We start from the raw sequence: 15,753 nt of genomic DNA, 5'->3' as shown, positions 1-15,753 counted from the left end.
TCTTCGACGTTTCAAGTGAATTTCAATATTTCAGCGGTAGGGCTCGCTATCATGTAGAGCATAGTGATGAACGTGATTGTATTTCTATAGCCACGAGCCCTCGGCCTTTCTCCTTGAAACAAACTATTCAGATCTTTCAATCGCGCATGAGTATAGGTCGAAGTCCAGGACTGATGTATTCTCTCTGAATACTTTTATTACTGGCTCTAAAGCTTCTGAACTGCCTATTTATTCAAGTGTAAACTTGATGAAATTAGTCAGGCGCCAACGAGCCGCTTGTGTCGTTTTCTCTTATCCAACGTAACTTTTCTTTCACTCGCCAAGCTTTTGCTGTCTCAAGAGCATATAGCTCTAGGTCAAGTAAAGCTTGTGCTTTCTTTCCTCTTTTCGAACCTTATCAACGGCTCGGATAAATAGCTGCAGAACATGGAACCAATCGAAGGTGACATTTGCTTTCGAAAATTCATCTTTGATACCACTTAAAAAGACGGAGACATATCACACTCGACTTCACGGACTTGCTCATATTTCGCCCCGTGCTTTTCTATAAAAATGCTCAATTCAATGACAGTTTTCTTTCCTTTTCCTGGCATAGCAAATACAACGGGGAAGGTTTTACGCGCATATCGATGAAAACAGTAACGTAATTATGCCCACGCTTTGACGCTGTCTCATCAAATCCAAAGGAGTGAGGCATGACAGGTCAAGTCGTATAAAGCTTTCTCCTCGTAATGTTCCACCACTCGCCAAAGCCGCTTATCCGTCACTTCCATAAACTTAACAGCAGTGTTAACTGGCATCTCTCTTATCAGTGCTAAGGTTACTTCTTTAAACAGCAAAGTAAAGCCACTACCTGGTCTTGCCCAAGGCACTTCAATAAGCCTTACCTCGTGATTTTTGCAGTGAACGCTGGTATCTTTGCAGTGATATAGCAATGGTGCTGAAAAAGTTGATATGACGCCATGTTTTCTCTTTGAAATTATGTGCAGGGCAAGCGAAGCCACATTCTGGGTAGGAGTAAAGTCCCCACGTTCAGCCCCAACTCGAGCATAAAAATATCAGAAGCACTCAACGTGACTGGACCTTATATTGACGTCTATTTAGGAGGTGCATATTTTAACTCAAATCCACACAAAACGTTGAAGAGCCAAACTTTTCAACTATAACAATGCTCTTTAAGCTTTTCGAGTGAGAGAAGTTACCTTCAAATTTCATACTATCAAAAACATAGCAGTTATTTAGATAAATCAGAAACCTTAATCGCAACTAAACTCGAAACTAAAATTGTAATATAAAACTGACTAATAATAGCTTCTATATATGAAAAGAAACGAACAATAGGCAATATAGGTGTAATATCACCATAACCAGTACTTGTAAGTGTGACAAAGCTGAAGTAAATAGCTTTAGGAAAGTTATTTAACCAGTTAACGTCGTCTATACCATGAAATGAGTTTGGAACCAATGTAATATTGATAAGAAATATAATTGCCCATAACAATCCAATTAATAAGTAAATGCAAATAGACCCTTGAATAATATTAACAGTCACTTCCTTGCAAAAAAAAACTTGTTTAATGGCTGAAAAGATGGTTATACAAATAAATGTTGCTATAATTATTAATGATAAGAAATCATTTTTCAAAATTCCTGTATAATTATATTGATGAGATATAAACATTAATATAATTAAGATAATGTAAGTAGTTTGATACCAATGTTTTTTCCTATTAACACCAAAAACAGTTAATAGAAGTAAAATGAAAATTGAAAACAGAGTTATGTTAACTTTTTCATGATAAAATTGTTCAACAATAGTAGTTAATAATAAGTTTATAACTAAGGCTATTAATAGATAAATAAAATTATCTTCTTGTGTTATCTTTTTTATCTTAGGGGGGATGTTTTTTTCATATGAATAATCATTGTCCTTATAATCTGATATTTGTGCTAATCATAAATTATTAACACAGAGGGTTGCTCGTATTTCGCAAAACTAGCAACTGTAATTCACTCAGAGGAAATATACTTAATATTCAGATTATTTTGTAATCTATTAAATTTCTATTTCTTTTTACTAAGTAGCTGTATAAAAATTATCTTGATATAAATTATTGATATTAAATTAACACAGCCACTTATCATCAATATGATAAAAATACATTTATAGGATCATAATAACCCTATACAGGAAAGTAAATCTGTTGATATTGATAAAAATTGAATAGCAACTAATCCAACTAATGATAGTACAATCGTGTAGGGTAAAGCCATATAAATCATTCTTCCATATGATAGTTTAATTAGCGGTGCAATAGCTGAAGTTAACATAAATAGAAATGCGGCTTGTCCATTTGGTGTCGCAATTGAGGGAATATTTGTTCCGACATTGATAGCGACGGCTAATAAATCAAATTGTTCACGAGATATTATATGGTTTTGTAAAGCACTCTTAATTTCATTAATGTAAATAGTACCCACAAAAACATTATCAGAGACCATTGACAATAAGCCGTTAGCAATATAAATCATAGATAGCTGTTTCTGACCTTCCATAAGCAAGACCCAATGAATAATTGGCTTAAATAATTCTAAATGAATAATAACTGAAACAATAGCAAAGAAAACTGTCAATAATGCAGTAAAAGGTAGTGCTTCTTCAAACGCTTTACCTAATACATGCTCTTCCGTAATTCCAGTCATTGTTGTTACTAAAATTATTACTGTTAAGCCAATCAGGCCAGCAGTCGCTAAATGTAAAGCTAAGGCAATAATTAACCAACAACCAATCAATGCTTGTGTAATTAATTTTATCTTATCTTGAAGAGATCTCTGTAGGCTTTCTTCTTTATCATATTCAACTAATAAAGTATGTATATACTCAGGTAATTCAACGCCATAGCCAAATAACTTATATTTTTCAACTAAGAAGCAAGTTAGTAACCCAAACATTAAAATAGGTAAAGTAACAGGCAGCATATGTAAGGTGAATTCTGCAAATTGCCAATTAACTTGTTTTGCAATTATTAAGTTTTGTGGTTCACCAACCATGGTTGTCACACCACCCAATGCTGTTCCTATTGAAGCATGCATCATTAAGCTACGTAAAAATGCACGATAATCGTCAAAACTTTGTCGGTTTAAGGTATTGATTTCCTCCGATTGGATAATATTTTTATTCAAAAATTCATTTTTTGTTGCTGCTTTATGATAAACATAATAAAAGCCAACGGCTACACTAATAATGACAGCAATAACTGTTAATGCATCTAAGAATGCTGATAAGAATGCTGAGAAAAAACAAAATGCAAGCGAAAGATAAATTTTCGACCTAATGTTAATTATTAGCTTTGTAAAGATAAACATTAGTAAAGATTTTATAAAATAGATCCCTGCCACCATAAATATTAATAATAATATTACATCTATATTATTAATGATTTCATGTTTAACATGTTCAGCACTTGTCATTCCAATAGATACTGCTTCAATAGCTAGTAACCCACCGGAAATCAAAGGATAACATTTTAATGCCATAGCCAAGGTAAATATAAATTCACAAACTAATAACCAACCAGCAATGAATGGGCTGATAAAAAAATATACAACCGGATTTATTATTAAAAAAGAAATGATTGCTATTTTATAATATGTAGGAGCTTTCCCTAGGAAATTCTTGAATAATGCCTTTATAACTAAAATAAACATAATTACACACCAATTAATTAAAAGAATGATAAGATTTTTATTGTATGTAAGTATCCATAGATAAGTTATAGTAAATGGTTGGTTTAAGATAGTCAGAGTAAATAGTTATGATTTCATGATTATTACTTATATCTATATTATTAACTATCATTCCGACTCAATATTTATAAATTTATCTTATTTATTATATTTTCCATGGGAATAAGAAGTGTAAAAAGTCACTTCTCAATAAATTGTTACTTTTTCATTGTGTATTGATTATTTGCATCTGTATTTTTTCATAAAATAACACAATCAAATAAATCGATTTGAGAATCTCTCTCACCCACAGGTAGTAAAATGGAGTGAAAATAACAATACAAAATATAGCTATATAAATATCTACTGACATGAAAAACCTTTCCTTATTAAAAATATTTTAAGTTAATGAAATTTAAGTGTTTACATTGCTATTTCCAATGCTCTAAATAAATAACTAACTTTTTATGTATATTCAAACGTAATAAGTAGCAGTGTGAAAGTTATCTTAATGTAACTTATTGATATTGAATGAGTGCCATCATGGTAAAATTCCCGAAAAATTTTTAGTGCCTAGTTATCATAACTTATGACACAGTAGTTGATTTTATTACCCCTTTTACTTGACGCCACGTAATAACTCCAATCACCTTCGATAAAATATAAAAACGCGATAAAACTGATGAAAGAATTATGATATTTTATCGCGTTGAATTTTATATTAGTAACATTTAACTTTTCATCGGTGGTTGATATTTCCAACCACCACCCAGCGCACGAGATAAACTAGCTGCACTTTGTGATACTTTAACCTGACTTGCAATATAACGATCTCGGATTGAGTATTCCGTTCTTTGAGCATCAAGTACGCTGATATAGCCCCCCATACCACTCTTATAGAGCAACTGCGCTTTTTCACTCGCTAAATGACTTGCATCTAGTGCCTCTTTGATCTGAACTAAACTATCTTGGCTATGACTATAAGCACTTAATAGCGTCTCAACTTCACCAAGGGCATTGAGCCAACTGCGTTGATAGCGATATTCTGCCGCAACAAAATCAGCATCTGCCGCCTCTTTTAATGCATTCTTACGACCACCATCAAAAATCGTCCATTCAAAGCCGGCCATTGCTGTCCAGTAACCACTCCCGTTAGAAAATAGATCACCAAAATTACCCCCTAATGTGCCAGGCGATCCAGTGAGATAAAAACGCGGATATTTATTGGCAACAGCTATTGCTTGCTTTGCATTTTTTGCTGCCATATCTCGCTCTGCAAACTGAATATCAGGGCGTCGTAATAATAAATCAGAGGGTAATCCAACAGGAATTAACCCTTCTATTTTAGGTAACGGATGAGAATGTTTTACAGCTAACTCATCTTTTAGGGCTTGTGGCTGTTGAGCCAAAATAATCGCGAGACGGTATTGATGAACATCAATTGCCGTTTCTAACATCGGTTTAATTGCTTTAACCGATGCTAAGAGGCCTTTTGCTTGAGCAATCTCAAGGTCACCCGCTAACCCTGCTTCTTTTAGCTTTTCAATTCGCGCTAAAAGTTGTTTCTGATCGTCAATATTTTGTTCTGCTACCACTAGTCGTTCTTGCGCACCACGCAACTGAATATAGTTATCAACAACTTGAGAGATAACCATCAATTGCACACCGTAGGTCACTATTTCGCTTTGTGATTTTCGTATTTCAGCATAATCAACCTGACGATCAATACGTTTGAAAATATCTGCTTCCCACGCAATATCCGCACCCACCCTAAAGCCATCTTGTTGCCTGTCCATTAACTCCATTCCTAGTGGGTTATTGTCTGTGACTAAGGGACCTGCAATGGGGCCTGACTCACTAAACATTCCTCCACCATAACCAGCACCTAATGCAACGGTTGGCACTTTTTGAGAGGCGACAACTTTACGATAAGAATCTGCCATTTGCACTCGCTGCATGGCAATTTTTAAATTTAAATTCTGGTTTAATGCTTCGTCTACATAACGATTAAGTAGGGGATCGTTAAATTGACGCCACCATTGTTCTTTGGCTGTATCATTGGTTAACCCCTCACCTAATGTCTGATAGCTATCATCCAATGTTTGAGTCGGTTTTTGATAATCGGGTCCTACGGCACAACCGGTTAATATTAGGGTTAATGACAAGGCAATTAAGCTTTTATTTTTCATTATTTATCTCCTAATAATGGCTGATTTTGTGTCGACTCTGGCTCTGATTCACTACTTGGTGCTTTAATTTTGTAGATCAAACAATAAATGACGGGCATCACTAAGATGGTTGCAAATGTAGCCACAGATAGTCCACCAATTATGGTTGCCGTAATTTTATCAAATAACGTATCATTCCATAAAGGAACCATGCCAAGCACCGTCGTCATTGCTGCCATAACAATGGCTAATGAACGGTCTAATGTTGCTTCTCTGACTGCTTCAAATGGAGAAAGTCCTTTTTCTTCCTCAATGGCAATTTGCTCTATCAAAACAATACAGTTTTTAATGATCATGCCAGATAAAGAAACCAAGCCGACCAAGGCCATGAATCCATAAGGTTTCCCTCCTAGGAGTAATGCTGCTACCATCCCTAATAAGCCAAGAGGTAATGTTAAAATAATCGTTAATGGTGCTTTGAAATTATTAAATAGCGCAACCATAATAATTAAAATAATTATCGCAGCTTTCGGTAATTGTCTATAAATATCGTTAATCGCACGCTGCTCATCATAATACTCTCCCCCCAGTCCATAGTGTACCCATGAGGTAATTGAATAGCTTCAATTTGTTTGGCTATTTCGTTACGTGCAACGGAAGTAAAAACATCTTGAACACCCGCTTGAACGGTAATAGCAGGTAAACGGTCTCGACGCCAAATTTGACTGTTTTCCCATTCTAACTGAAAGCCATCAACGACTTGTCCCAATGGCACAGAGTATCCACCGAGTAAACTTGTGACCGGTAATGTATCCAATGAATCTAATGTATGGGTTTGCCATTCAGGCTTTTTAACAATAATGGGCATTTGTTCAGTACCTTGACGATAAATACCAACGGGTAATCCATCACTACTGCGTTTTAATGCCATTGCCATATCAGTACGGGTAATACCGACACGTCGCGCTTTATCTTGATTAAACTCGGGTTTTAATACCTTACTTTGTTGACGCCAATCATCTCGGATATATTTAAGATGAGGATTTTGAGCCATAATGTCTTTGGCTTGATTAGCTAAAGATCTCAAAACAAGCGGGTCAGGACCTGCAAATCTGGCTTCAACAGAGAATTTATCTTTTGTGGCTAACTTTAATTCTCTAAAGCGAGGATCAGCATAAGGGAATTGAGTGGCTAACCAGGCATCGCCTTTTTTGATTAAAGGTGCAATTTTATCAAAGTCATCAATATTAATGACAATTTGGCCATAACTTGGGTCTATAGGTTCAGGTTCAACAGTAACAGAAAATCGTGGTGCGCTCTCGCCAATGTACGTTGCGACATTTTCAACGCCATCTTGTTTTAATAACCATTGTTCAATAACTTTCAAATCGTCCGAGGTTTTTTCAATCTTACCACCGGCAGGCAACCAATAATCTAAAAATAAGATAGGACGATCAGATGCTGGCATAAAGTTTACCATCAATTTCGTTGCCAAAAATCCCGCTAACACTAATGAAGATACAGCGATTGAGATTGTTGTCCAACGATAAGTCAATACATAATTAACTACACGATAGAAACGGTCGGCAATAATGGATGTTTTACCGGTTTTACTTGAATCAAAATGCTCAGGCTTGATTAAATCAGCACATAAGATTGGTGTTAATGTCATTGCGACTAACCAGCTGATTAATAGCGATGAAGCTAACACAAAGAATAATGAAACGGCGAATTCCGCTGCATCTGTTTGTGAGAACAAGATAGGGCTAGCGCCCATAATCGCGATGATAGTAGCCCCAAGTAATGCCCATGCTGTTTGTTTGGCTGGCTCTGTGGCGGCTTGTTGTATCGACTCCCCTTTACGAATTCTGCTGATGTACATATCCGTGATAACAATGGCATTATCAACAAGCAAGCCTAATGCTAAAACAAATGCCCCAATAGATACACGTTGTAAATCAACGCCAAATATCCACATTGTCACTAACGTAAGCAGCAGCGTGACCAGTAAACTGCTACCCACCACAACAGCACTTCGAAAGCCCATAAAGACCCAAAGTACAGCAATAACAATAGCGATAGACTCTAATAAGTTGATAACAAAATCATTAACAGAGTCACGCACTTCATCTGGCTGGAAAGCGATAGTATCGATATTTACGCCAAGAGGAAGTTCTTGCTGGTATTGAGCAACAGTCTGTTTTAGGCGTTCACCAATAGCAACAACGTTAATACCATCTCTTGGAGTGACCGCTAATGTGATCCCTGGATACCCGTTAAAACGCATTGCTGTAACTGCAGGTGTTTGATAAGAAAAATGAACATCTGCAATATCAGATAATCGAATAACCTGTTGACCAATCGGACCAACACCACCGCGTATAACAATATTTTTTATATCAGATAAACTGGACAGCTCCCCACTACCATTGACACGAATTCGCTCTAAATTACGATCGAATCCACCGGCATCAATGATCATATTTTGACTTGCTAGTTGCGCTAATACTTGAGCAGAAGATAGTTTATAACTATTGAGTTTTTCATCACTGATATTAATTTCAATCGTTTGTTGTTGAGCGCCTTGTAAAACCACTTTTTTTACACCATCAACTGTTTTGAGTCGACGTTGTAGTTCTTTGCTATAATTCTTTAGCTCTGCGCCACTATAACCATCACCAGAGAGGGAATATAAAATACCATAGACATCAGAGAATTCATCCATAACTAATTGCATTTGCGCTGATGCTGGGAGGCCTAATTTAATATCATTAACTTTACGGCGTAACAAATCCCATTGCTGTGGCAATTCTTGACTTGTCGTATCCTCTTTTAAATCGACAAAAATCATCGATGCACCCGGTTTGGATAGAGACCGTAGTTTCCATAACGACCCCATCTCTTGAAGTTTACTTTCTATTTTATCCGTTACCAGCTCTTCAACTTCTTTAGCTGATGCTCCTGGGTACATAGTAATAATGGCGGCAGTTTTAACAGTAAAACTTGGATCTTCTAGCTTACCCAGTTTGTTATAAGCGATTAATCCAGAGAACGATAAGATTAAGGTAATAAAATAGACAAAAAGTCTACGTTTAAGAGCCATATTTGCTAATTGCATAATCCCCCCTTACCCCTTTACAACACGATTAATACGTTGACCGACACGTTGATTATCAATTAAAAAATGAACACCGCCAGTAATCAACTCACCATTTTCTGGAAAATCACCTTTTACCGCAATCGTCGACTCTTTTAATTTACCCACCATCACAGGAAAACGCTTGGCATGGTCATCAATAACAAACCATATCGCAGGATTTTCACCAACCTCTTGATAAAGAGCTGATAGAGGAACATCTACCCAATCCGCTTCATAATTACTTTTATTTTTAATCCAAACACTGGCAACTTTCTCAATTAAATCTTTATTTAATGGTTTATCAAAAGTGAATTTGACCGGATAAGTACGTGTTATAGGTGAAACAACGTGACCAATTTCAGTAATAGTCACAGGCACCGAGATAGTTTGATTATCTATAGAAACAGTCCCTTTCACTCCTATAGCCAAGTTATCGATTAATGACTCAGGAACATCGGTTTCAACATACTGTTCATCTGGATTTAATAAAGTAAGAACTGGAACACCTGGGGCGGTTTGTTCAAAATTCTCAGGGTAAACTTTGGCAATTTTTCCAGAAAATGGCGCATAAAGCGTAGTATAGCGTAAGGCATCTTGAGCTTTTTTCAGATTTTGTTGAACCACTTCCACACCAAGATTGGCTCTAGTTAATCCCGTTTTAGCACGATCTAAGTTCACTTGAGCAACAGCATCACCCTCTGATGCTATCTTGATACGATCTAACTCAATTTTAGCGAGAGTCGCCGTTGCTTTGGCTTCTGCTAAACGTGCTTTTAACTCATCAACGGTGACTTGATAATCATGGGAATCTAATTGTGCAAGTTTATCGCCTTCTTTTACCAAACTGCCCTCTTTTATATAAAGCGCATTAATCGTTCCAGGGACACGAAAAGCAACATCAGCTTGATTAGTTGCTTTAATCACACCTGGTAATCTGGATTGGTGTGTTTGATGTTGAATGTCAAGGAATTCAACCTTGACAGGGCGAGGTACTGTAGGGACTGACACATTCTGCTCGGAAGAATTACAACCCGCTAAGAATATGACGGTGGAAATTAGAAGCGTTAATTTGTTTATTTTCATTATAGGTTGCTCCAAAAAGCACCTATGACAAACTACCAGAATCTGGTAGGCCATGAATGTCATAGGTGAAATACTCATTAAGATTAAATTACAAGTTGATTATACAAGGATTAAATACGTAGATAATTAACCCTATATAAAACAGATTGTTGCAATACATGGAACAGTCATTTGATTTGGAAATAATGGGCGTCGTATTATTCTCGCTGGGTATAATGGTGGCGAAAAAATAAACTCATACTTTATTAATGTCTTAGCTAAAATAAGCTGTTCCATAAATAACAGATTGTGCAGAATAGTTTTATTTCATTGGTCAGATTATTGCTAATAATGATTTTATTACAGCATCATTATCCCGTGTATTGCCTAGCGATAATACCAGTCAGAAAAAATCTAAAGATCGTTAAAAATAGTAATTTAATAACGACAATAAACAAGTCTAAGTGGCTGTGTGAAAGTTAGCTTAATACAAGCCATTGATATTCAATGGCCACTTCCATGATAAAATTCCCGAGGACATTTTTGTGCCTACTTAAAAGTTTGAGAAGTGAGCATTATAAATACTTATAAATTTAGAGTTATGAAGAGAGAGAGTGGCAAACTTGCAAGTTAGCGTTAATTAATAGAAGATAATATTCAATTGTAAATTAATAGTAAGAATAAATCATGTTTAATATAGATTATCATTGCTGTACCAAACTAAACCTGAATTCATATAATAAGTGCAACACTCATAGTAAAGGTGAGAAGGTCAACTGCTGATTGTAGTATGCTTCTCATCGCCAAAATCAAAACAAGTACTACTATGAGTTATCAACAGTTGACTCAGAAACAAAGATACCAGATTTCTTTCCTCATTGCAGAGGGTTACTCCCAAAATAAAATTGCGATTAAGCTTGAAGTGAATCGTTCAACGATTCATCGAGAGATTAAAAGGAACAGTGTTAATCAAGTATATAACCCAGATGTTGCTATCTCATTAACTCGTCAGCGACGAGTTAATGCCTATAAATATCAGATTCCTAAAGAAACTATCTGGTTTGTTGATATGGCACTATCATGGGACTGGAGTCCTGAGCAGATTAGTCATGTAGCAAAGTCATTAGATCTAAAAGTCAGCCATGAATGGATTTATCGTTATGTTTTAAAAGATAAAATCCAGGGCGGAACTCTTTATCAACATTTAAGACAAGGACATAAAAAATACCGTAAAGGAAAACAATCAGTTAGAGGAAAGATACGCAACTGCGTATCTATTGATGAACGCCCCAATTATATTAATGACAAGAGCCGTCTCGGCGATTGGGAGGCTGATTTAGTATTGGGCAAACAAGGAACGGGAGCAATCGTCACTTTGGCTGAAAGAAAGAGTCGACTGTATCTCATTAAAAAAGTCCCAAATAAGGGCGCTGATGCAGTGAAAACTGCTATTATAGATATCCTTAAGCCTTATAAAGAGTATGTTAAATCAATCACTTTTGATAATGGGCTAGAGTTCTCGGAGCATTTAGAAATCACAAAAGAATTAGAGACCAAAACATACTTTTCACACCCATATTCATCATGGGAAAGAGGGCTAAATGAAAATTTTAATGGCTTACTAAGGCAATATGTTCCTAAAGGAACAAATCTAAAGCAAGTTGAAGATGAATATCTTCAATTTGTACAAGAGCGAATAAATAAACGGCCAAGAAAGTGTTTAGATTATAAACTGTATCCGTACTCGATTAAATCTTATTGGTGCGTCAAGGTGAGATCGTGAACATTTTTCAATCAAAATTACGATTAATTTGACGATTACATTTAGCTGTGATCATATACTCCCTTTTAAGGGAGAGCATCATGCACATTGACCACTTCAAAGAACATTTTCAAACGATTATCAACCATCGCCAAGGTGCAAAGGTCACTTATTGCCTGTTTGAAGTCCTTTTTGGTTCACTATGTTCGGTAATTGCAGGCGCGAAAGGCTGGTTTGATATTCGTGAATACATTCTGGGTCATCATGATTGGTTTAAGCGTAATGACTTGTTTTTGAATGGTATTCCTGCGGATGATACTATTGTTCGTATCATCTCTACCGTTGAGCCAGAGAAATTTCATGAGTGCTTCGTTAACTGGATGTCATCAATACATACTCTTACCGAAGGTCAAGTAATTGCGATTGACAGAAAAACACTTCACGGCTCATATAATCATGAAGACAGGACGAGCACCATTCATATGCAGCGCCTATGCGTCGTCAAACAAGCTCGTACTAGGGCATCTAAATACCGAACAAAAAAGCAATGAATCACACCGATCCCTGAGCTGATAAAGATGCTCGATATCAAGGGAGCTCTAGTAACTATTGATGCTATGGCATGTCAAACCAAGATTGCTAAAGCCTTTGTAGATCAAGGTGGAGACAACAATCCTGACATCAACGGCCAGGTTGAAGTTCACCTCTATAGATCCATTGTGACAAAGTTGGTTGAGTTTTAGGTGTAATTTCAAACGAAAGCGTTATCCAGTTCGTTTTTTGCTCAATTTGTGTAGATACCTATGGCTCTGACATCAATCTTTGTCAGAGCAGGAGAGAACCCTTGATGTCAGGATTGTTGTCACTACCTAATTTAAATAGGAAATACGACAATGACTCAATATCCCAAAGATTTAAAATCTTCAATCATTAGTAAAATGCTTCCCCCTCTAAATCAATCTGTTTCTGACTTAGCAAAAGAAACAGGTATTCCTTATAATACGCTGTACACTTGGCGAGCTAGCACTCTAAAAAAGAACGGTATAATGAAAAAATCAGCATCATTTTCTCCAGAACAAAAGCTAAATATCATCATGGAAACAGCTTGCTTATCACAAGCAGAGTTAAGTGCATATTGTCGAGAAAAAGGGCTATTTCCAGAGGAAATAGCTCAATGGAAAGCGAATGCTTTATCGTAAGCGCCCTTTACTCAGCAGTAATGAGCGCTTAATGGATGGTTAGCAATTAAATTATTTCTACATTCCAAGGTAACAGAGCTTCGATTTGCTCTACTGTCTCAGAGTAAGGAAGTTTGGTAAGAAGAGTGCGTAGATAGCTAAAAGGCTCCAAGCCATTTAGCTTTGCAGTTTCAACCAAGCTGTAGCATGCTGCACTAGCATGCGCACCTTGAGGAGTATCAGCGAATAGCCAAGCTTTTCTACCAACCACGAATGGACGGATAGCATTTTCAGCCATGATGTTACTGATTCGCAGATCGCTGTGGTTACAGTAAACAATTAGCTTAGACCATTGATTGAGTGTATAGCTAAGTGCGGTATAGGTTAAACTGTCCTTTGGTACCTTATTTAAGTTTTTCTCAAGAAAAACTTTTAATTCGTTAAATAGAGGAACGCTGTACTCTTGACGATAAGCAATGACTTGCTCCGCTGTCATCTTTGGTTGCTGTTCTCGTAGGTCAGTAAGTTGACGCTCAATACGATACAACTTGTTGATGTAGTTTAGCGCCATATCTGCCTTGCTCACCTTAACTTTTTTACCCTTCGGTTGAGCTTGCTGAGCATCAATGAATTTACGGCGAGCGTGGTCCATGCAACCGGCATGAGTTAGCCCATATTTTTCACACGCAGCATTGTATCCTGCATAACCATCGGTTTGCAGGTAACCTTTAAAGCCATAAAGTAATTCTAATGGGACATCACCACTACGGGATGGGTCATAATAGAACAAAACACTTTGTTGTGTCGGAGGCCCACCAAGTGACACCCACATATACTTATCTGATGTGACACTTTTTTCTGGCTCTTTTAACACTTGAACACGTGTTTCATCCATCGCAATAATATCACCGCTATTTTGATGCTCTCGAAGCAGGTTTATCAGTGGTTGAAACACTTTCGCAGATTTAATGACGTAATTAGCCAATGTGGTTCGTGATAACTCACCACCATAACGTTGAAGCATCTTTTCAATGCGGTAGAGTGGTAAGCCATCAACGTATTTAGATGTAATCACATGGGCGATAAGTCCTGTGCTTCCTAATGAGCCAGGAAGTGGATGTTTAGGTAACTCAGCAGTGATTAAAGTTTGTTGGCCATCTACTTTCTCGAATACAGCTTTTTCCTGCATGTATTCAAGAACACGAACTTTCGCTGGAACGATATCAAGCTCTTCTTTTACTTTTGCGAAAAAAGTACTTTTAGCTCCATGCTTTTCTTCATCAGTAAGGTATAGGAAGATTTTCTCACGTGGTAAGTCTTTAGAGATAGGTTTACGGCCACGAGGTTTATTAGAAGAGATGTCTTTGTTTTTATCTTCGTTCCTTTTCTCATGTGCCTCAAGGTCTGGGTCAGTACAGAGTTCAGACTCATCGAAGAGTAAAAACTGGTCTACATTGGTTTTTTCACTGCTTGGCATGCAACGTTTGATTTTAAGGTGACGAACCACTTCCTCTAATACTTCAATGCGATCTGATTGAGACTGTAAACGTTCTGACTGGATTTGGAGTTGCGCTTCTTTCTCAGCTAATTGAGCGCGAAGAAGCGCAATTTCAGCAATGTAATCAGTAGAAGAAGTCACAGTTAAATAGTCTCTAAAGCCTTATTTGATAAGGCTTTATCATATCAGAAGTAGCCTGATAAATCGCTAAAATAGTGACTCATATTCCAATTTTTTATGGCCTTTCATTAATGAAATATCGTATCCATCGAGTAGCCAGTTTATCTGTTGACCAGTTAAGTTCACAACCTCATCAGTGCGTTTTGGCCATTTAAATCTTTCTTCAGCAAGAGACTTGTAATAAAGGACAAAACCGTTGTTTTCCCAAAACAGGCACTTGATTTTATTACGCTGTTTATTGGTAAAAACGTATAACTCCCCACTAAAAGGATTGTGTCCAAGTTCCAGTTCAATCAGAGCGCTCAATCCTTTATGTGACTTTCGAAAATCGATGGGGTCACGATAGAGATAAACCGTAGATAACCTAATGGAAGGTCTGAGTGTGGGGAACGTCATCATAATCCCTCAACAAGTTGAGGGATTATGTGGGCATTATTGGCGTCTATACCGTCAATAATTATGCCGTTAGGTAAAGTCATAGATAAAGTAGAATGAGTTATCTGTGATGACGTTTCTACATGAGCAATGGCAAATTTAGATGTGACTGTTTTACTATTGTTTTTTAGGCGTTTATTTTTCCAGTAACTGAACTGATGTTGTGGTAATTGATTATTTCGGCAATAATCAGCTTGTGTAGAATGAGTTAACTCCCAAGCATCAATATGCTGATACCATTGCTCTTCAGTGATAATCATAATTCTAGTCCTTGGTTGATAATGACTAACGTCATTATCTCAAGCAAACTTTTATTGAACCATTATGTCGAGTAATTGGCGGTTACGCTTTATCTGGTTTTCATGATGCATCTCAACAAAAGAAGCCACAAAATAAAGTGGATAAAGAGCTCATGCTTGAGAATAAAAAGCTTAAGAAAGAGCTCCGCCGTAAAGATAAAGCACTTGCAGAAACTGCAGCATTATTGGTGCTTAGAAAAAAGTTGAATGCGTTCTACGAGGCGGAAGAGGAAGATTAACTTCACTGGTAGAGCGTCAATATATTATTCAACTCATTCATGAGGCTGTACAATCTGGTGCTCGCAC

The 15,753-nt window shown here is 36.8% G+C and carries 11 protein-coding genes and 3 pseudogenes; 4 read left to right on the top strand and 10 right to left on the bottom strand.

The genetic code is table 11. From position 1 onward, the window contains the following. Positions 1 to 351: 351 nt before the first annotated feature. The 7 genes and pseudogenes from L0B53_RS19630 to L0B53_RS18320 all read right to left on the bottom strand — a co-directional run bounded on the left by L0B53_RS19630 (position 352) and on the right by L0B53_RS18320 (position 10,116). Positions 352 to 474: a transposase gene (locus L0B53_RS19630; protein ID WP_409202848.1), complete on the bottom strand. Its 123-nt coding sequence runs from the start codon at positions 472 to 474 to the stop codon at positions 352 to 354. Between the two features lie 200 nt (positions 475 to 674). Then, complete coding sequence (locus L0B53_RS18345; protein WP_235062409.1) at positions 675 to 872, bottom strand: transposase family protein; 198 nt, start codon at positions 870 to 872, stop codon at positions 675 to 677. Positions 873 to 1,234: 362 nt separating this feature from the next. Further along, a complete protein-coding gene (locus L0B53_RS18340; protein ID WP_235062408.1) occupies positions 1,235 to 1,645 on the bottom strand; it encodes an ion channel in 411 nt (136 codons plus the stop codon). A 527-nt stretch (positions 1,646 to 2,172) separates the two neighbouring features. Then, on the bottom strand, positions 2,173 to 3,708 hold the full coding sequence (gene nhaB, locus L0B53_RS18335; protein WP_235062407.1) for a sodium/proton antiporter NhaB: 1,536 nt from the start codon (positions 3,706 to 3,708) through the stop codon (positions 2,173 to 2,175). Positions 3,709 to 4,457: 749 nt separating this feature from the next. Further along, positions 4,458 to 5,915 (bottom strand): efflux transporter outer membrane subunit, encoded by a 1,458-nt coding sequence (locus L0B53_RS18330; RefSeq protein WP_235062406.1) that lies wholly within the window; start codon positions 5,913 to 5,915, stop codon positions 4,458 to 4,460. Next, positions 5,915 to 8,997 (bottom strand): annotated as a pseudogene (locus L0B53_RS18325) (efflux RND transporter permease subunit). Before L0B53_RS18325 ends, L0B53_RS18330 begins: the two are co-directional and overlap by 1 nt. A gap of 24 nt (positions 8,998 to 9,021) precedes the next feature. Next, positions 9,022 to 10,116 carry an efflux RND transporter periplasmic adaptor subunit gene (locus L0B53_RS18320; RefSeq protein ID WP_235062405.1) on the bottom strand — a complete coding sequence of 365 codons (1,095 nt, stop codon included), beginning with the start codon at positions 10,114 to 10,116 and terminating at the stop codon, positions 9,022 to 9,024. Between the two features lie 805 nt (positions 10,117 to 10,921). On the opposite strand from L0B53_RS18320, the gene L0B53_RS18315 reads away from it, so the two are divergent. The 3 genes and pseudogenes from L0B53_RS18315 to L0B53_RS18305 all read left to right on the top strand — a co-directional run bounded on the left by L0B53_RS18315 (position 10,922) and on the right by L0B53_RS18305 (position 13,056). Further along, a complete protein-coding gene (locus L0B53_RS18315; RefSeq protein ID WP_235062404.1) occupies positions 10,922 to 11,878 on the top strand; it encodes an IS30 family transposase in 957 nt (318 codons plus the stop codon). Between the two features lie 80 nt (positions 11,879 to 11,958). Further along, positions 11,959 to 12,525, top strand: a pseudogene (locus L0B53_RS18310) (ISAs1 family transposase); the annotation flags it as partial. A 225-nt stretch (positions 12,526 to 12,750) separates the two neighbouring features. Further along, on the top strand, positions 12,751 to 13,056 hold the full coding sequence (locus L0B53_RS18305) for a transposase (RefSeq protein ID WP_235062403.1): 306 nt from the start codon (positions 12,751 to 12,753) through the stop codon (positions 13,054 to 13,056). 46 nt (positions 13,057 to 13,102) lie between these two features. Here the strand turns inward: L0B53_RS18305 and tnpC are convergent, their stop codons facing one another. The 3 genes from tnpC to tnpA all read right to left on the bottom strand — a co-directional run bounded on the left by tnpC (position 13,103) and on the right by tnpA (position 15,408). Further along, complete coding sequence (gene tnpC, locus L0B53_RS18300) at positions 13,103 to 14,674, bottom strand: IS66 family transposase (RefSeq protein ID WP_235062402.1); 1,572 nt, start codon at positions 14,672 to 14,674, stop codon at positions 13,103 to 13,105. A gap of 66 nt (positions 14,675 to 14,740) precedes the next feature. Then, the gene (gene tnpB / locus L0B53_RS18295; RefSeq protein ID WP_235062401.1) at positions 14,741 to 15,112 is read right to left on the bottom strand and encodes an IS66 family insertion sequence element accessory protein TnpB; all 372 of its coding nucleotides are present in this window, start codon (positions 15,110 to 15,112) and stop codon (positions 14,741 to 14,743) included. Continuing rightward, a complete protein-coding gene (tnpA, locus tag L0B53_RS18290) occupies positions 15,109 to 15,408 on the bottom strand; it encodes an IS66 family insertion sequence element accessory protein TnpA (RefSeq protein ID WP_235062400.1) in 300 nt (99 codons plus the stop codon). The genes tnpB and tnpA overlap by 4 nt, the downstream gene beginning before the upstream one ends. Before the next feature lie 158 nt (positions 15,409 to 15,566). Here tnpA and L0B53_RS18285 point away from each other — a divergent pair. Continuing rightward, positions 15,567 to 15,753, top strand: a pseudogene (locus tag L0B53_RS18285) (IS3 family transposase); the annotation flags it as partial.

Source organism: Vibrio sp. SS-MA-C1-2 (assembly GCF_021513135.1).
Lineage (GTDB): Bacteria > Pseudomonadota > Gammaproteobacteria > Enterobacterales > Vibrionaceae.
The sequence above is the reverse complement of the archived record's forward strand: the minus strand, read 5'-3'. Positions and strand labels throughout refer to the sequence as shown.

Bases quoted from the DNA above. Each gene is read 5' to 3' on its own strand.
- nhaB (WP_235062407.1), bottom strand. From the start codon at position 3,708: ATGTTTATTTTAGTTATAAAGGCATTATTCAAGAATTTCCTAGGGAAA.
- L0B53_RS18330 (WP_235062406.1), bottom strand. From the start codon at position 5,915: ATGAAAAATAAAAGCTTAATTGCCTTGTCATTAACCCTAATATTAACC.
- L0B53_RS18320 (WP_235062405.1), bottom strand. From the start codon at position 10,116: ATGAAAATAAACAAATTAACGCTTCTAATTTCCACCGTCATATTCTTA.
- L0B53_RS18315 (WP_235062404.1), top strand. From the start codon at position 10,922: ATGAGTTATCAACAGTTGACTCAGAAACAAAGATACCAGATTTCTTTC.
- L0B53_RS18305 (WP_235062403.1), top strand. From the start codon at position 12,751: ATGACTCAATATCCCAAAGATTTAAAATCTTCAATCATTAGTAAAATG.
- tnpB (WP_235062401.1), bottom strand. From the start codon at position 15,112: ATGATGACGTTCCCCACACTCAGACCTTCCATTAGGTTATCTACGGTT.
- tnpA (WP_235062400.1), bottom strand. From the start codon at position 15,408: ATGATTATCACTGAAGAGCAATGGTATCAGCATATTGATGCTTGGGAG.